This window comes from Sodalis sp. RH19, assembly GCF_047324215.1.
GTDB lineage: Bacteria > Pseudomonadota > Gammaproteobacteria > Enterobacterales > Enterobacteriaceae > Acerihabitans.
The window spans coordinates 1,808,629-1,826,829 of record NZ_CP178734.1 but is presented as its reverse complement, the minus strand read 5'-3'; the positions used below and the strand labels follow the sequence as shown (position 1 = coordinate 1,826,829).

General features: G+C 56.5%; 13 protein-coding genes and 2 pseudogenes. 7 read left to right on the top strand and 8 right to left on the bottom strand.

Annotated elements, in window-relative coordinates; genetic code table 11:
- Positions 1 to 11: 11 nt before the first annotated feature.
- From ACL2XF_RS08205 to ACL2XF_RS08175, 7 genes are all read right to left on the bottom strand, one after another.
- Positions 12 to 1,790 (bottom strand): S8 family serine peptidase, encoded by a 1,779-nt coding sequence (locus tag ACL2XF_RS08205; RefSeq protein WP_413722885.1) that lies wholly within the window; start codon positions 1,788 to 1,790, stop codon positions 12 to 14.
- Between the two features lie 632 nt (positions 1,791 to 2,422).
- Positions 2,423 to 3,436, bottom strand: a complete 1,014-nt coding sequence (locus ACL2XF_RS08200; protein WP_413722886.1) for a bile acid:sodium symporter family protein — start codon at positions 3,434 to 3,436, stop codon at positions 2,423 to 2,425.
- 66 nt (positions 3,437 to 3,502) lie between these two features.
- Entirely contained in the window at positions 3,503 to 4,549 is a 1,047-nt protein-coding gene (locus ACL2XF_RS08195) for an oxidoreductase (protein ID WP_410015051.1), read from the bottom strand.
- Positions 4,550 to 4,644: 95 nt separating this feature from the next.
- Positions 4,645 to 5,580, bottom strand: coding sequence for an arabinose operon transcriptional regulator AraC (araC, locus tag ACL2XF_RS08190; protein ID WP_410015050.1), 936 nt, complete (start codon positions 5,578 to 5,580; stop codon positions 4,645 to 4,647).
- Between the two features lie 115 nt (positions 5,581 to 5,695).
- On the bottom strand, positions 5,696 to 6,679 hold the full coding sequence (gene araH / locus ACL2XF_RS08185) for an L-arabinose ABC transporter permease AraH (RefSeq protein WP_410015049.1): 984 nt from the start codon (positions 6,677 to 6,679) through the stop codon (positions 5,696 to 5,698).
- 17 nt (positions 6,680 to 6,696) lie between these two features.
- Positions 6,697 to 8,226 carry an L-arabinose ABC transporter ATP-binding protein AraG gene (araG, locus tag ACL2XF_RS08180; RefSeq protein WP_410015048.1) on the bottom strand — a complete coding sequence of 510 codons (1,530 nt, stop codon included), beginning with the start codon at positions 8,224 to 8,226 and terminating at the stop codon, positions 6,697 to 6,699.
- 156 nt (positions 8,227 to 8,382) lie between these two features.
- Positions 8,383 to 9,372, bottom strand: coding sequence for an arabinose ABC transporter substrate-binding protein (locus tag ACL2XF_RS08175; RefSeq protein WP_413722887.1), 990 nt, complete (start codon positions 9,370 to 9,372; stop codon positions 8,383 to 8,385).
- Positions 9,373 to 9,749: 377 nt separating this feature from the next.
- On the opposite strand from ACL2XF_RS08175, the gene ACL2XF_RS08170 reads away from it, so the two are divergent.
- Positions 9,750 to 11,435: a ribulokinase gene (locus tag ACL2XF_RS08170; protein WP_413728405.1), complete on the top strand. Its 1,686-nt coding sequence runs from the start codon at positions 9,750 to 9,752 to the stop codon at positions 11,433 to 11,435.
- Between the two features lie 73 nt (positions 11,436 to 11,508).
- The gene (gene araA / locus ACL2XF_RS08165; protein WP_410015045.1) at positions 11,509 to 13,014 is read left to right on the top strand and encodes an L-arabinose isomerase; all 1,506 of its coding nucleotides are present in this window, start codon (positions 11,509 to 11,511) and stop codon (positions 13,012 to 13,014) included.
- A gap of 126 nt (positions 13,015 to 13,140) precedes the next feature.
- Here the strand turns inward: araA and ACL2XF_RS08160 are convergent, their stop codons facing one another.
- Positions 13,141 to 14,178, bottom strand: a complete 1,038-nt coding sequence (locus tag ACL2XF_RS08160) for a S66 peptidase family protein (RefSeq protein ID WP_413728404.1) — start codon at positions 14,176 to 14,178, stop codon at positions 13,141 to 13,143.
- 239 nt (positions 14,179 to 14,417) lie between these two features.
- Here ACL2XF_RS08160 and ydgT point away from each other — a divergent pair, with 239 nt between their 5' ends.
- The 5 genes and pseudogenes from ydgT to rsxC form a co-directional block, all read left to right on the top strand.
- Complete coding sequence (ydgT, locus tag ACL2XF_RS08155; protein WP_331120310.1) at positions 14,418 to 14,633, top strand: transcription modulator YdgT; 216 nt, start codon at positions 14,418 to 14,420, stop codon at positions 14,631 to 14,633.
- Entirely contained in the window at positions 14,630 to 15,073 is a 444-nt protein-coding gene (locus tag ACL2XF_RS08150) for a DUF2569 domain-containing protein (protein WP_413722889.1), read from the top strand. The genes ydgT and ACL2XF_RS08150 overlap by 4 nt, the downstream gene beginning before the upstream one ends.
- Positions 15,074 to 15,182: 109 nt before the next feature.
- Complete coding sequence (gene rsxA / locus ACL2XF_RS08145; protein WP_410015042.1) at positions 15,183 to 15,764, top strand: electron transport complex subunit RsxA; 582 nt, start codon at positions 15,183 to 15,185, stop codon at positions 15,762 to 15,764.
- Positions 15,764 to 16,343 (top strand): annotated as a pseudogene (gene rsxB / locus ACL2XF_RS08140) (electron transport complex subunit RsxB). The gene rsxA and the pseudogene rsxB overlap by 1 nt, the downstream one beginning before the upstream one ends.
- Positions 16,336 to 18,192, top strand: a pseudogene (gene rsxC, locus ACL2XF_RS08135) (electron transport complex subunit RsxC); the annotation flags it as partial. The pseudogenes rsxB and rsxC, both read left to right, overlap by 8 nt.
- Positions 18,193 to 18,201: the final 9 nt, after the last annotated feature.

Here is an 18,201-nt window from a genome sequence, read left to right as displayed (position 1 = left end):
AATAATCACTATTATTGTATCTGTCGCCATAATGTCGGAGCCAAGTTTGGCTGCCAGCCGATATTGGCAACATGCCTCGTTGTAGATACGTAAAACAATTCTAAATGAGTGACCCGATCGCCTACTTCATATTGCCGTCCGACCCTCCAGAAAGGATATCTCGGTGGTATTTGTGGGGGAAGAGGAGAGAGAGGCGGTGGCAGCAATCCTTGACTCAACAGGTTGTCAACATAGTTTATCGCAGCCTCTGCATTTGGCCTGGGGCCGATTAAATCAATTTCACCTTCGCGATGGCCCGTATCCAGGATGATCCGATACAATTGATCGGCGTTAAATATAATGTGGTAAACAGATCTGGCATAGGATTGTATCAAGGCCAGCACGCTTGCCACTTGAGGCGCCGCGGCAGAAGTGCCGCTATAATTGTCACGATAGGTTCGATTTGGCGATCCCAAATTGAGTAAATTACCACCTCCGGTGGTGGCGACATTTTCTCCCCAGGCGGCAACCACCCGGTGAAAATTAAAATTTGAAAATGGTAATCTTCTGCCCGTGGCGCGATGACTGGAGGTCGCCAGAATAACGCCGCTATCACCGAAGTCATTTATTCCAGATCGGAACAAATTTAACCCTCCGTTTGAGGCGGATATCACTACCACACCGCCGCTTTGAATCAATAGTTGGAAAAGACTCCAGCGATGTGGGTCATCTATCAGCGGGAAGTTTCCAGTACTTAAGGAAATTGTGACTATCTCCCCCGGTAAGGCGTCACGGATCATTCTTTCAAATTCATTCAGTTGACCAGCATAGGCGAACAAACGGCAGTCATAAGCGATGCCCGTCATACCAAAGCCATTATTAAGCGCAGCAATAATCCCGGCGGTTGAGGTTCCGTGTGTTCTATTGCCCGTTGAATTGGATACTACAGTTATATTTGTAACGAGATCCTCATGAGTATTATAAACACCAGTATCCTGCATGCGGACCCCCACGCCCCTGCCGGTGATATTTCTTGCCCAAACCGCCCTGACGCTCATGCCCCAGGGCGAGTTATCCAAATAACCCTGGTGTTGGGTTAAATTTGGCGTCACGTTGGCCGGCTCAATTTCCTCTCGCCAACTATCCTCATCATAGGAGGAAGCGTCTTCCTTCGCCTCGCCAGATAAACTACAGTATTCCACATAGTCCAGTTGCTCAAGTTCTTGCGCCAACAGCAATAATTCATTATTGTTGAGGTTTTGCTCCACCCGATAAAGTCCACGCAGTTTCTCAAACTGCGGCAATATTTTTATCTTTGCACGTATATCTTCTTCATCAAAACAGGGGATAAAACGAACAATCTCACTGAGTCCGTAAAAGAAAGGAACATTATTATCTTCCTCGCGCTGTAACTGTTCGAAACCGCAGGGATAGAATTGTATTCTAAAATTTTGTTTTTCATTTGTGGTTATGTTTAGCCTGCCTTTTAAATTATTTATATTTGTTATCCCACATCTTTGCTGGCTTGTAAATTCCGGCGTGTAAACGGTTGAGAATATATCCGACAATAATTCTTCAGTCCCATGCCCCTCCCCTTTTACCAACGCACGCAGCTGATAAAGCGTACCTGAGCACAGCTTGAATATTACCAGCTCATCACCCCATGCGCTTTGCTCAGCAGCAAGCTTGCCAGGTTCGCCACAGTCATAGAGGCTATATTCAATGAAAAAATGTTGCTCCCCACCAAGGCACCGAGCATACAAATTCCCGTCGGGCTTATAATCTCTATAATATTCAAGCTCAATATTCATATTATATATCTCCAAAATTCCTATTTTATTGAGAGGTCCGACTATAAATCGCTTGCACGCGGACGCTTAAGGTAATGCCTGATACATTAAGAGAGATGGGGTCGACACACGAAGTCTATTTAAAATAATCGATTTCTAAATTCATGCACGACGCCCAAGGTAAAACCCATGGCAAAATAGTGAGTTACCCTTGATATAACCCTCCGCAGGATGGCATATAATCATTCAATCAGACGATAGAGCGAAATACCTGTCTAAAATGACATACAAAATGTAATAGGCATCGCGGATTAATTTATACTAGCCAACATGTCCCATACAGGCAATTGCCTATTCTGATTAACCTCACCCTATGCCTATATACGGTTTATCTCATTAATACATTGAGTTAATGGAATGACATCCAGTTTTGACAATACTTGCCTCGCTAATTTGCTTAAAATTGGCAATCTTTACCACCGTGTAAAGGCAGCCTCCAACCTATATCGGGGGCTTATTATATAAACCTAGGAAAAATAACGGCATTTAATTTGAAAATGCCTGTTTCTGTATGGTTACAGCTTATGCCCACCAGACGGCATCATCGGCCCGGACAATGTATTGTCAAAGCCAATGAATGCTCATTACTAGTGTTATTTATTAACGGCGGGATTGGAAGGAATGTTTTTCATCTGCTGTGCCTGCCGGCGGGCATATCGCGCCGCCAGCACCGCGCACACCATCAGCTGCACCTGGTGGAAGATCATCAGCGGCAGCACCATGGTGCCCACCATGGCGGCGGGAAACAGCACGTTGGCCATAGGGATTCCGTTGGCCAGGCTTTTCTTGGAGCCGCAAAAGACGATGGTCACCTCGTCGGCGGTGTTGAATCCCAGCAAACGCGCGGTCCAGGTATTGACCACCAGGACGATGGCCAGCAGCACCAGTGAGAACACCAGGATGGAGACCAGCGACCAGCCGGTGATCTGATGCCAGATCCCCCCCACTACCGCCTCGCTGAAGGCGGTATACACCACCAGCAATATTGATGACCGGTCTGTAATATTCACCAGCTTTTTATGCCGCGCCACCCATTTGCCAATCAGCGGCCGCGACAAATGGCCCAGGACAAAAGGCACCATCAGTTGCAGGATAATGGAACCTATGGCATGCAGCGTATTGGTCGCGCCGCCCTCCTGGGTATGCATCAGCAGGCCCACCAGCACCGGCGACAAAAATACGCCCAGGATGCTGGAGGCCGACGCGCTGCAGATGGCGGCGGCCACGTTGCCGCCGGCCACCGAGGTAAACGCGATGGCCGACTGCACGGTGGCCGGCAGCGCGCACAGATACAGAAATCCCATATACACCGGCGAGGATAACAATGAAGGCACAAACACCTTCATGGCGATGCCCAGCAGCGGAAATAACGCAAAGGTACTGAGGAACACCACCAGATGCAGCCGCCAGTGGCTCATACCGCCTACGATCGCTTCACGCGACAGCTTGGCGCCGTGCATAAAAAACAGCAGCGCAATCGCCGCGGTGGTGAGATATTCAAAAAAGACCTTGATCAAACCCCGGCACGGAAAGAGTGACGCCAGAATCACCACGGTGACTAAAACCAGCAAAAACTTATCAATCTTTAAACGCTGAAACCACGCCATGTCACTGCCCTTACCACTGTAAAAACCAAAGGCGCCGCCGGGCGCCCGTAAAAATCCACCTTGGCATTAACCGTTCTTCACCGCCAATGTTTTTTTCTGTGCCGACGACAGCACGCCCAGCTCGATCAGCTCCATTACCTGGATGGCCGAGGCCGCGGTAACCGGGTTTTCGCCCACGCCGAGGATGGCGTCGCGAATGCCGGCATAATACGCGGGATAATTGCCCGGCTGGGTGCGCACCTGATGTTCGGTCAACGCATCGCCGTCGGCCAGCGTCAGCATACCGTCCTGGGCATCGACGCCCCATTTCGGCTGCGGCGGATAAACGCCCGCTTTCAGTTGCGCTTCCTGGGGGTCCAGCCCGAACTTGACGAAGCTGCCCTTGGTGCCGTGCACGGTAAAACGCGGTGTCGCCGCCGCCGCCAGCATGCCGCCGTGCAACACCACGCGCCGCTGCGGGTAGATAAGCGTGGCATGGAAGTAATCATCGGTCAGCGCGCCGGGGCGCAACAGGGCCAGGTCAACGTTAACCGCCACCGGCATGCCGAACAGCTGGATGACCTGATCGACCAAATGCGGCGCCAAATCATACCAGATGCCGCTGCCGGCCCCTGGCTGTTCACGCCAGCGCGGCATCACCTGCGGCCGGAAACGGTCGTACTGCGAGGACAAATAGACCACGTCGCCGAGAACGCCGTCTTTAATCAGCTGCCGCACGGTGAGGAAATCGCTGTCCCAGCGCCGGTTGTGGAACACCGACAGCAGCACCCGCTGGTTTTCGGCCAGTTGTTTAAGCTCATAAGCCTGCGACAGCGTCACGGTAAAGGGTTTATCGACGACCACATGCTTGCCGGCCGCAAGCGCCTGTTTGGCGAGGGGAAAGTGGGTTTCGTTCGGCGTGGGGATAATCACGAGATCAACCGCGGGATCGTTAATCACAGCACCCGGATCGGCGGCGACCTTCATGCCCGGAAAGTCAGCCAGCACCTTGCCGGCGTCGCTCGATGAGACGGCTGCCAGGGTCAGTCCAGGCGTGGCGTTAACCAACGGCGCGTGCAATGTTTTGCCGGCAAAGCCGTAACCAATAAGTCCGATACCGATATTTTCAGCCATTGTCGTTCCTCTTTTTTGGCTAACACAGCAATGTCCCCACTGCCTTATATTAGCGCTGGGGACATTATTATCGGACTCACATTAACAATAAATTATCAGCCTCCGATAGCCTTTTCGCTTTGCAACTGCCAATTATGAGACGCCTGGATACTGCGGCCGGGATAATTAATCTCGCTGCTGCGGCGGCGGAAGTCGCTGGGGCTGACCCCGACGCGTTTACGGAATACCCGCGAAAAATAGAGCTGGTCGTCATACCCCACCACGCGGCCGATGGTGGCGATGGATTCCTGCGTGGTCTGCAGCAGCAGTTTGGCGCGGATTACCCGCTGGTCCTCGCGCCAGCGCAGGATATTGATGCCAACCTGCTCGCGAAAGAGATGCGCCAGCCTGGAGGGGGATAAACAGACATGCCGCGCCACCTCGTCGATGCGCAGTTCGCCGGAGAGATTGCCGGTGATAAACTGGCAGGCCTCGATAATACGCGGATCCATGATTTTGCTTGGGCTTTGCGGGTCCTCCTCCATGGCGCGCAGCAGCATGCGTTCAAGCAGGTTCATGCCCAGTTCTTCCGAGAAACGGCGTCCGGAACGTTGGGTTTGCTCGATATTGGCCAGCAACCGGTCGAATTCGGTCAGCAGATTATCATTGCCGAGCCGCAGGCGGCCGACGTCATGGATTTTGCTGTGCCATTCCAGCCAGTCGGCCCAGTACGCACGCGGGCGAAAATACACCCAACGATGATACCAGCAGTCGCTGTCCGGGGAGCGGCCGTAATAATGGGCGGATTTGGGTGGAAACAGCAGCAGGTCGCCCGGATTACAGACGAAGGAACGCTCGCCTTCAAAAATCTTACCCTGCCCCTTGATGGTCAGGTTAAGAATATATCCCTTCATGCCGTCGGGCCGGTCGATGAAGAAGTCCAGCGGCCCGCCCGCTATAATCGGCGTCAGGCCGGCAACCAGATAGGCATTGAACATATAGCCCGGTAATAAGGGATTGGATTGCGTCTCGTGAGTCATTCGATGATACATCTCACCTCCGGACAGGTTGTCGTCTGATTGAGAATATCCTAAAGCGCGGACAATAGCGTGCCAGGGTCGTAAAACTGTGAGCGGGCCGGCCGCGATGCGACCGGTCCGCGTCGGTTTATACCGTACGTTTGGCTTTTTGTTTGTAGCGGTCGAAAATCACCGCCGCCAGCAGGATGACCCCACGCACCACGTATTGCGAGAACGGCGAAATATTCAGCAGATTCATGGCGTTTTCCACGGTGCCGAGGATCAGCACCCCGGCCACCACATAGGAAATCTTGCCAATGCCGCCTTTCATCGATACCCCGCCCAGCACGCAGGCGGAGATGACGATCAGCTCATAACCCAATGAGGTCATGGGCTGGCCGCTGGTCATACGCGAGGCGAGGATAATACCGGCCACCGCCGACACCAGTCCGGACAGGATAAAAATAATGATCTTGGTGCGCACCACCGGCACCCCCGCCAGCCGGGCGGCTTCTTCATTACCGCCAATGGCCAGCGTGTTGCGCCCGAAGGTGGTTCTGTTGAGCAGGAAACCAAAGATGGCCATGCACAGCGCCATGATCCAGATGGGCGCGGGCAGGCCCAGCCAGTTGGCGTAGCCCAGCACGAAAAAGCGTTCATCTTCGATGCCCACCGCTTTACCATCAGAAATAATATACGCCAGACCGCGCACGATTTGCATGGTGGCCAGGGTGGTTATCAGGGCATTGATTTTCAGCTTGGCGATAACAAAACCGTTGACCAGGCCGCACAGTACGCCAAGCACCAGTCCCGCCGCCACGCCGAGCCACAGGCTTTCGGTTGAGTTGATGACCACGGCGGTGGTGACGCCGGCACAGGCGATAACCGAGGCGACCGACAAATCGAAATCGCCGGAAGCCAGGCAAAACAGCATGCCGCAGGCGACGATACCGGACATGGAAATAGCCAGGCCGAGGCCCTTCATATTGATAAAACTGGCAAAGTTCGGCACAAAAAACGAGCAGGCGATAAACAGCACCACGAACACCACCAGCATGCCAAAATTATCCCAGACGCGGCCAAAGCCCAGCGTTTTTTTCGCTTTCGGGGAGGGGGTAGTAACAGTCGACATCTTAGACTCCTTCACAATCAGGCAACCGCGTCAGCGGGGCTGGTATCGGTTGTGTGCAACATTGCCAGACTTAACGCTTTCTGTTCAGTGGCATCGGTGTGGGTGAGCTCGCCGGAAATGGCGCCTTCGCGCATCACCACGATCCTGTCGGCCAGCCCCAGCACTTCAGGCAGATCGCTTGAGGCGAACAGCACGGCGATACCGCGTTTGGCCAGCTCATATATCACGTGGTAAATTTCGTGCTTGGCGCCGACGTCGATTCCGCGCGTCGGTTCGTCGAGCATGATGACTTTCATATCCTCCGACAGCCAGCGGCCGAGAATGGCTTTTTGCTGGTTGCCGCCGGACAGGTTCATGATCAGTTGCTCGGCGGAGGGCGTCTTGATATTCAGGGAGCGGATATGTTCCTCGGCGTTTTCCTTTTCCCAGCGGTCGTTAATCAGGAAACCGGCCTTGATGGTCTTGCGCCGGGCGCTGATATTGATATTTTCCCTTACCGAATGCACCGGTATCAGGCCGTCGGCTTTGCGATCTTCCGGACACAGCAGCAACCCTTCGCGGATGGCGTCGATGGGCGAGCGGATATTAAGCGGCTTGCCGTCCAGCAGCAACTGCCCGCCGGTAATCAGCGTACCGCCGAACAGCCCCTTCATCAGTTCGCTGCGTCCCGCGCCCACCAGGCCGAACAGGCCGACGATTTCACCGGCGTGCACCGACAGCGTAATCGGCGTTTTCACGCCAGCGGCCTTGATGCTGTCCAGCTGCAGCCGTACCGCGCCATGATCGCGCGGCTGGTAACCGTAGATATCACCGAGATTGCGTCCCACCATGGCCTGCACCAGCTTGGTGTGATCGACCTGGGTCATATCGTCGAACGTGCGGACGTACTTGCCGTCCTTGAATACCGTGATGGCATCGCCGAGGGTAAAAATCTCCTCCATGCGGTGCGACACGTAGAGTATTACCCTGCCCTCGGCCCGCAGTTCGCGGATCACCCGGAAAAGCTGTTCGATTTCACGCGCCGACAGCGAACTGGTCGGCTCGTCAAAGGCAATAATTTTAGCATTGCGGGTCAGCGCCTTGGCGATTTCCACCATCTGCCACTGGGCGATGGACAAATATTTGAGCGGTGTGTCCGGCGCGATATCCAGCCCCAGGTGTTCCAACTGCAGTTTGGTTTCATAATGCAGGATGGCGCGGTTAACCATGCCGTATTTATTGGGCAACTGGCCGAGGTAGATATTTTCCGCCACGGTCATTTCCGGCACCAGGTGCAACTCCTGGTAGATAATGGCGACGCCGGCATCCAGCGCATCGGCGGTGGAATTAAAATGGACCGGCTGGCCTTTGATAAGGATTTCACCCTGGGTCGGCGTATAGCTGCCGCTGAGAATTTTCAGCAACGTGGATTTGCCGGCGCCGTTCTCGCCCATCAGGGCGTGGATCTGGCCCGGATAGCAGTCAAAACTGATATCATCCAGCGCCTTTACGCCGGGAAACGTTTTTCCGATGCCGCGAAACGACAGATAGGGTGTCTGAATTGTCATGAACACATCCTCGCGTTAACTGATACGAACGGTGCGCCGGCAATCCCACGGCTGTAACCATCAGGGGTCTTGGCTGACACGTGCACATCCTCTTGATGAATGACATCGTCATGGACAGGGACGGCGCATAGCCGTCCCGGGAAACAGGCGCCGCGGTTATTTACCGCCCAGCCCTTTCTTCGCCAATTCTTCTTTAAAGTTGTCGCGGGTAATGACCACCACATCGGTCACTTCGGTGAATTTGGGCGGTTCAACGCCTTTGGTTACCCAATCGTTAAGCATCTGGATGCTCTTGTAGCCGTGAACGTCCGGACTTGGCAGCAGAGACCCGTAGAAGCCGGTCGCATTGGCTTTGGAGAGTTCGCTTACCGCATCCACGCCGTTGATGCCGATGCCGATAACGTTGGGCGCCTTGAAGCCCTGGCCTTCGGTGGCGCGCACGCCGCCGAGCACGGTATTGTCGTTCATGCCGATGATCAGCCAGTTTTTCACGCCGGAATGCTGTACCAGCAGTGAGTTGGCGGCGTCAAAGGCGCCAGGGATATCGTTGGATTTCGTCGGGACGGTATAGATTTGTTTTGCCGGGAAACCGGCGGCTTTTAATGCGTCCATCGAACCGGTAGTGCGGCGGCGGGCGGTATCGAGCTCATCGGCGGTAATAGCCATGACGCCGGTGTCAGCCACGTTCCAGCCGCGCTTGTTCATTTCTTTCCACAGTTCCTGGCCCTGGCGTTCGCCAATCTTGGTGGCCGCCATCATGACCAGGGGAACGGTGTCCATCGGTTTGCCTTTGGCGGTGACGAACTGATCGTCAACGGCAATGACCTTCATATCATAGCTACGGGCCTTGGCGACAATGGCCGAGCCCAGTTTTGGATCCGGGGTACAGATAACAAAACCCTTGGCGCCGCTTGCCGCCAGGCTGTCGATAGCGTTAAGGGTTTTCTCGCCATCGGGCACGGCGATTTTAATCACATCAAATCCCAGGTCCTTGCCGGCTTTATCGGCAAAACGCCATTCGGTCTGGAACCAGGGTTCTTCCGGCTGTTTAACCAGAAAACCCAGTTTCAGATTTTCCGCCATAGCCGATTGAGACATAACGGCAGCCAATCCGATTGCCGCCAGTGCCTTAGTGAATTTATGCATGTAACTCTCCGGTATTTTTTATCGCCTCGCTTCAAAATGCTGAAGCGTGTAAGCGTTATCAGTCGGGAAGATGAATCCGCTTGGAACGTCTAAGCGGCGGATTTATCGCCGTTAGTCCGACCAGGCCCTTTAGACGGGAGTAGTTTTAGCCTTAATGTGTTACTAAAATGTAGAGCGTTATCACAGTTCTCAATAACAGCTGATTTGTGCATAGATACAGCAAATTCCACCTCCCCGCGCGTTTTTGAACACCATCACATTTCAGCCATCAGCGACAGGAATGTGCATACTTCCAGCCAACCGCTCCTCACGGCCGGCTCAAAACCCCCTTATGGTTGTGCACATCATCCGTTTTCGGGTAAACAGGAGAGAACAGCATGAATGAAGAGGCCATCAGCCTCGGGCTTGATTTCGGCAGCGACTCGGTACGCGCCCTGGCGGTAGGATGCCAAAGCGGTAAAGAGCTGGCGACCGAAGTGGTCTGGTACCCGCGATGGCGCGAGGGCCAGTATTGCAAACCCGCGCACAATCAATTCCGCCATCATCCCAATGATTATCTTGAATCCATGGAACAGGCGATCCGCGCTGTGGTAAACGCCCTCACCCCGGCCCAGCGCCTGCGCGTCGCCGGCATCGGCGTCGATACCACCGGCAGTACCCCCGCCCCTATTGATGAGGAGGGCCGGATACTGGCATTGCGCCCGGAATTCGCCGACAACCCGAACGCCATGTTTATCCTGTGGAAGGATCATACCGCCATAGAAGAAGCCGAGGCGATAAACCGGCTGTGCCACGACGGCGCGCATCCGGATTACACGCGCTACATCGGCGGCGTGTACTCCTCTGAATGGTTCTGGGCCAAAATCCTGCATATTACCCGCCAGGACGCCCAGGTACGCCGGCAGGCGGTATCTTGGATTGAGCTTTGCGACTGGGTACCGGCCGTGCTGTCCGGGACCACGCGGCCGCAGGACATCAAGCGCGGCCGCTGCGCCGCCGGACATAAATCCCTTTGGCATCCCGACTGGGGCGGCGTGCCGCCGCGAGACTTCCTTGAGGCGCTCGATCCGGTACTGACCGAACGGCTGCAATATCCGCTTTTCACCGATACCTATACCGCGGAAGCGCCGGTCGGGCGCATCACCGCCGCATGGGCGCAGAAGCTTGGCTTGCCGGAGACCGTTACCATTGCCGGCGGCGCCTTCGACTGCCATATCGGCGCGGTGGGCGCCGGCGCGCAGCCCTATACCCTGGTTAAAGTCATCGGCACATCGACCTGCGATATCCTTATCGCCGACGAACAGCGTGTGGGCGATCGCACTATCGCCGGCATCTGCGGCCAGGTCGACGGCAGCGTGGTACCGGGATTTATCGGTCTCGAAGCCGGTCAGTCGGCCTTTGGCGACATTTATGCCTGGTTCGGACGTTTGCTGGGCTGGCCGCTGAAACAGGCGGTGCAACACAACCCGGCCCTGAAACCCGCTCTCGACGGTATCCAGGAACAGATGCTGAACGCGCTGGCGCAGGCCTGGGCCAGCGAACCGTCCCTTGAGCATCTGCCGGTGGTGCTGGACTGGTTCAACGGCCGGCGCACGCCTTACGCCAACCAGCGCCTGCAGGGCGTGATCACCGGCCTCAATCTGGGCACTGATGCGCCGGCGCTGTTCGGCGGACTGATTGCCGCCACCGCCTTCGGCGCCCGCGCCATCATGGAATGCTTTGAAACCCAGGGCATCCCGGTGGAAAACGTGCTGGTGATGGGCGGCATTGCCCGCAAATCGCCGATTATCATGCAGGTATGCGCGGATGTGATGAATCGTCCGCTGCAACTGGTGGCCTCCGATCAATGCTGCGCCCTCGGCGCGGCTATCTTCGGCGCGGTGGCGGCCGGCGTTTATCCGGATATCGCCGTGGCGCAGCAGGCCATGGCCAGTCGGATTGAACGCACCCTGCAGCCGGACCCGGCCAGGGTCGCGCAATTCGAGCGGCTCTACCAGCGCTATTTGGAATGGAGCGAGCTTGCGGAACCGGCTTACGCGGCGGCGGCGCACAGCGATCGCTGATTAATAATTTACCGGGCGGCACGCTACGCGCCCGCCCGGCCCCTCCCTTAAACGGAGACGCACAGGAGTCATCATGGATAATTTTAAGCAGCACGAAGTCTGGTTCGTCATCGGCAGTCAACATCTTTATGGCCCGGAAACCCTGCGCCAGGTCGCCGACCATGCACAAACGGTGGTCCAGGGTCTTAATAACGAGGCCGGCCTGCCGGTCAAGCTGGTCTTGAAACCTTTGGTCAAATCGCCCGATGAGATTCTCGCGCTGTGTCGTGAAGCCAATTACGATACCCACTGTATCGGCCTGCTCACCTGGCTGCATACGTTTTCACCCGCCAAGATGTGGATCGGCGGCCTGAGCATCCTCAACAAGCCCCTGCTGCAGTTCCATACCCAATATAACGCGCAGATCCCCTGGGAAACCATGGATATGGACTTTATGAACCTTAACCAGACCGCCCATGGCGGCCGCGAGTTCGGGTTTATCGGCGCACGCATGCACCTTAATCACCAGGTGGTGGTCGGCCACTGGCAGGATAAGCAGGCGCATCTGACCATCGCCAAATGGATGCGCGCCGCCGCCGCCAAACAGGAAAGCCAACAGCTGATCGTCGCCCGTTTCGGCGACAATATGCGTGAAGTGGCGGTCACCGAAGGCAACAAGGTCGGCGCGCAGATCCAGTTCGGCTACTCGGTGACCGCGTACGGCCTGGGCGACCTGGTCAGCGTGGTAAACGAAGTGTCCAAGGGGGATATCGATACCCTGGTGGCGGAGTACGAAGCGTCCTATATCCTTACCGATAAAATCAAGGTCAACGGCGAAAAACGTGAAAACCTGCTGGACGCCGCACGTATTGAACTGGGGCTGAAACGTTTCCTGGAACAGGTGGGCGCCAAAGCCTTTACCTCCAACTTTGAAAACCTGCACGGTCTGAAGCAGTTGCCTGGCCTGGCGGTACAGCGCCTGATGCAGCAGGGATATGGCTTCGGCGGCGAAGGCGACTGGAAAACCGCCGCGCTGCTGCGCATCCTGAAGGTGATGGCCAGCGGCCTGCCGGGCGGCACCTCCTTTATGGAGGATTACACCTATCACTTCCAGCCGGGTAATAACCTCGCCCTCGGATCGCACATGCTGGAAGTGTGCCCAAGCATCGCCAAGGAAGAAAAACCCACGCTGGACGTGCAGTTCCTCGGCATCGGCGGCAAAGCCGATCCGGCGCGGCTGCTGTTCTCCACCCCGGCCGGCCAGGCGGTCAACGCCTCGGTAATCGATATGGGCGATCGTTTCCGCATGTTGGTAAGCGTCGTGGATGCCATCGAACAGCCGCATCCGCTGCCTAAGCTGCCGGTCGCCCGGGCGGTATGGAAAGCGCAGCCGTCGCTGGAAGTGGCGGCCGAAGCCTGGATCCTGGCCGGCGGCGCGCACCACACGGTATTCAGCCAGGCGCTCGATCTCGACCATATGCGCTTATACGCGGAAATGAATAATATCGAGCTGCTGGTGATCGACAACGACACGCGCATCCCGGCGTTCAAGGACGCATTGCGCTGGAATGAGCTTTACTACAAGCTCTGCGCTAAATAACGACGACGTCAGTCCTGCCGCGGCTCGCTCGCGGCAGGGTTTATATCGCCTCTGCGACGGATTCGTCGGCGGGGTTGCGCCTGCCTGTTGTGTTATTATAGCGACTGCCTGGACGTGCCTTTTGACTTACAACTGCTGAGTGACTGAACTCCCCTTTTCAGTGAAAAGGACCGTGGCACTTGCGCCGTTGACCAGAGAAATTTGAGGCGGAATATGGCCTATATCCACGTCATACAGCACAGGAACGGCAAGGTCCCCAAGGGCGGCATGTAGGGCATCCAAATAATTTTGTTGTGTTGGGTCGTTCACGGCCGGCGCCGCACTTCTGCCTATAAGCACACCCTTTAAGTCACTGAACCAGCCATGCAAGCGTAAACTAAATAATGCCCGCGTTAACTCGCAGGGGCCCATTTCCACATTTTCAAAATACAGGATCACCCCTTCGTGACTATTTTGTGCCTGGAACAAGGGTAGATTACCGAAGGAGGTACCTGCTAACCTCGATATGATTTCCAGACATCCGCCAATCAGACGGCCTTGAAAACGGGCGGAAGAAGTGACGCCATCAAGGCGCTGCCACTGTGTTTTTTGTGTCAGATGAAAACCAGCATCTGATGCCATGCCCCATTGATTTTCGTTCATTTGAAATGCTGCTGACGCGTGCTGTTCACATACAGCCCCCCGGTCACTCTCCAGAATGCTCCATATCGCTTGCGTGGTCGAATCTAACTCTTTCGCACCAAGATCCATCAGGTTTGGTCCATGCACTGTTGCCCAGCCAGAAAGCGTTGTCAGCGGGAAATGAAATGTACATAAATCTGAAAAACCGACAAACCATTTGGGTTCAGTCCGGGCTAACCGTTCGAAATCAAGTAACTCGAGTAATTCGATTGCCAGATCGCCTCCCCATGGGGGCATAACCGCCTTAACCTCAGGATGGGTTAGATAAAACATCAGTTCTTCCGCCCGCGAAATTTTGCAGGCGCTTTTATTTTTATACTGCGACCGTAAGCAATCGCCTTCAACTACCCTAAATCCTTTTTTTATAAGGTTATTTATGGCGAGGTCCAACCGAGGATGCAAATGCTGCGGCACCCCAGATGATGGGGCGGTTATAGCAATCAAATCCCCTGGAACCAGTTTGGGCGGAAAGCGAATCTTCATGTATTGATCCTTATTTGCAAAGTAATTCCATCGTCCACAGTTCGAGATTAAATGCCAAGCCTGGCTGGCTGGCAAAGTTCACATACTCATACAAGAAAGACGGGAGATTGCCAGCAGTCCCAGGCGTTGCCTATGCGCTTGCCGCCGCGTTTTTTCATATTTAACCCAGGAATATCTAGACACCCCGACAGCAGTGAATATACTACTTTGCTATTATTCCCTTCCCTGAACACCAAATCATGACTGCGTACGACTATTTATTAACATTCCGCCGTGTCAGCACGCCGGAAAGCCTGGAAAAACTATTCGATCATCTCAATTATTCGCTGGTTGACGATGCGGAAATCATCAATATGTACCGCGCGGCGGATCACCGCCGGGCCGAACTGGTCTCCGGCGGCCGTTTATTCGATTTGGGCCAGGTGCCGAAGTCGGTCTGGCGGTACGTCGTTTGAGCGCGATCAACACCGCGCCGCGTATCGGCGGCTGGTTATGGCTGCCGGCCGCCTACCTGCTGATGGCCCTGCTCAGCGCCAGCATTATGCTGGTGATTTTCCTGCTGGCCCTGCTGCAACGCCCGACGGCGGACAGCACCACCATCGCGGCGGTCTTTACCCTGCAGTGGTATGCGTCCATGGCCACCACGCTGGTCATGTGGGGGTTCACCTTTTGGACCCTGCGCCTGTTGTTTCGCCGTTCGACCCGCTTTCCCAAAATTTTTATCCTCTGGCTGCTGGCGGGCGTGCTGCTGGCGCTCAAGGCTTTCGCCTTTTCCCCGGTCACGGATGAACTGGCGCTGCGCATTTTATTCTGGCCGCTGCTGGCCGCGGCGACCATGGTGCCCTATATTAAACGTTCGCGCCGGGTTAAAAACACCTTTATCCACGCCTCATAGCACCGCCGTTGTCCTTATCGGTCTCCCGATAATAACCCTACAATTACTATGTTGTTGAAATGGACTTGATGCCGGATAATACGTCGCTTCTTTTTAATTAGGTACGGCAATGAATGGTTACCTGTTACTGTTTATCGGCACCATGCTGGTAAATAATTTCGTTCTGGTTAAATTTCTTGGGCTTTGCCCCTTCATGGGTGTGTCCAAAAAACTGGAAACGGCAATGGGTATGGGCATGGCCACCACCTTCGTCATGACGCTCGCCTCGATTTTTTCCTGGCTGATTAACAGTTTTATCCTGCTGCCCCTCGACATCACCTATTTGCGCACCCTCTCGTTTATTTTCATTATCGCGGTGGTGGTGCAGTTCACCGAACTGGTGGTGCGCAAAACCAGCCCGTCGCTGTATCGCCTGCTGGGCATTTTCCTGCCGCTTATCACCACCAACTGCGCGGTGCTTGGCGTGGCCCTGCTCAATGTTAACCTCAATCATAATTTTCTGCAGTCCGCCGTCTACGGATTCAGCGCGGCGGCGGGCTTTTCGCTGGTCATGGTGCTGTTCGCCGCCATTCGCGAACGCCTGGCGGTGGCCGATGTGCCGGCGCCGTTCAAGGGCTCATCCATCGCCCTGGTCACCGCCGGTCTGATGTCGCTGGCGTTTATGGGCTTTACCGGTCTGGTGAAATTCTGATGCTGTCGCTATGGTGGGCTATTGGATCGCTAAGCGTTCTGGCATTGGTGGCGGGCGCCCTGCTGGGCTACGCCGCCCGCCGCTTCAGGGTGGAGGGCGACCCGCTGGCCGGGCAGATTGATGCGCTGCTGCCGCAAAGCCAATGCGCCCAGTGCGGTTATCCCGGGTGCCGTCCCTATGCCGAGGCGGTGGCGGGCCAGGGTGAAAAAATCAATAAATGCGCGCCCGGCGGCGAACAGACGATGCTCAAGATTGCCGGACTGATGAACATCGAACCGCAATACCTGGACGACGAAACATCGGCAGGCCAGACCGGCGGCGACGGTGGCCTGGATCGATGAGGGCAATTGTATCGGTTGCACCAAATGTATCCAGGCCTGCCCGGTAGACGCCATTATCGGCGCTACCCGGGCGGTGCATACCGTGGTCAGCGACCTGTGCACCGGCTGCGATCTCTGTGTCGCCCCCTGCCCGACCAATTGTATCGAAATGCGGCCGGTGGCGGTTTCCACCGACAACTGGAAATGGGATCTGAACACCATACCGGTCCGCCTCATCCCCATGGAACAGCATGTTTAAGCTCTTTGCCGCGTTGCGTAAGGATCGCCTCTGGGATTTTCCCGGCGGCATCTATCCGCCGGAAATGAAAACCCAGTCAAGCGGCGTGCCGCTGCGCCGTCCGCCCCTGCCGGCCAAATGCATTATTCCCCTTAAGCAGCACCTGGGGCCGGAGGGTGAACTGTGCGTAACCGCGGGTGACCGCGTGCTGCGCGGACAGCCCCTGACCGAGGGGCGGGGTCGCACCCTGCCTATCCATGCGCCCACCTCGGGAACGATTGAGGCCATTACGCCCCATACCACCGCCCATCCGTCGGCGCTGGCGGAACTCAGCGTTATCCTCACCCCCGATGGCGAAGATCGCTGGTGCGAACGCCGGCCCGTGGCGGATTACCGTCAGCGGGACGCCGGCTATTTGCTTGAACGCATCCATCAGGCCGGCATCGCCGGCCTGGGCGGCGCGGGCTTTCCCACCGCGGCCAAGCTACAGGGCGGATTGGGCGCGGTAAATACCCTGATTATCAACGCCGCGGAATGCGAACCTTATATTACCGCCGACGATCGGCTGATGCAGGAGCACGCGCTTGAGATAGTCGGCGGCATCGATGTGCTGGTCCATATTCTGCGGCCGGCGCGGGTTATCATCGGCATTGAGGACAATAAACCGGCCGCCGCCGCCGCGATGGCCGCGGCCATTGCTGATGGCGCCGGCTACCTGCTGCGCGTCATCCCGACCAAATATCCGTCCGGCGGCGCCAAGCAGCTCACGAAGATCCTCACCGGCCGGGAAGTGCCGTTCGGCAGCCATTCAGCCGCCATCGGTGTTGTCATGCTGAATGTCGGCACCGTCTTCGCCATTAAACGGGCCATTATCGATGGCGAAGCCCTGACCGAACGGGTGGTGACGCTGACCGGCGACGCGCTTAAGCGTCCGGGCAACGTCTGGGGACGTCTGGGCACGCCGGTCGGTCATCTGCTGCGCGACGCCGGCTTTACACCGCAGCCGGGCCAGCTGGTGATCATGGGCGGACCGCTGATGGGTTTTACGCTGCCGGTGCTGGATGTGCCCATCGTCAAGATCAGCAACTGCATCATGGCCCCCGCGGCCAGCGAAATGGCCCCGCCGGAGCCGGAACAAGCCTGTATCCGCTGCGGCCTGTGCGCGCAGGCCTGTCCCGCCGGTTTGCTTCCCCAACAGCTCTATTGGTTCAGCCGTGGCCAGGAGCACGAAAAAGCCCGCGGCCATCATCTGGCGGACTGCATCGAATGCGGCGCCTGCGCCTATGTCTGCCCCAGCAATATTCCCCTGGTGCGCTATTACCGGCAGGAAAAGGCGGAAATACGCGCCTTGGATCTGGAAGCGCAGCGCGCGCGGGCGGCCAAGGCGCGCTTTGAAGCCAAGCTGGCGCGGCGCGAGCGGGAAAAACAGGCGCGTGAAGCGCGCCACCGGCAGGCCGCTGTCAAGCTTGACGCGCGGGACGAACCGATGATAGAAGCGGCGCTAAACGCCTTGCCCGACGCCGGCCATGACGCGGCGGCGGTAGCAGAGCCGTCGGGGCCGCCTGCGGCGACCGTCATGCCGGCTTGCGCCGAAGAGGCTACGCCGGATCTGCGCAAAGCGGCGGTAGCGGCGGCCATCGCGCGCGTGAAAACGCGCAAAGCCGTGTCCGGCGCGCAGCCAATAAGTGACAACGTAGCGAAAAATGCCGCAAGCGACAGTACCGGCGCAACCGCCCGTCCGGCGCAGGCCGGCGCAGACAACAGTACGGCGACGTCGCATCCCGCGACCGCCGATGCCGCCGATGCGCGCAAAGCCGCGGTGGCGGCGGCCATCGCCAGGGTCAAGGCCCGCAAGGCCGCAGCAGAGGCAACCATAGGG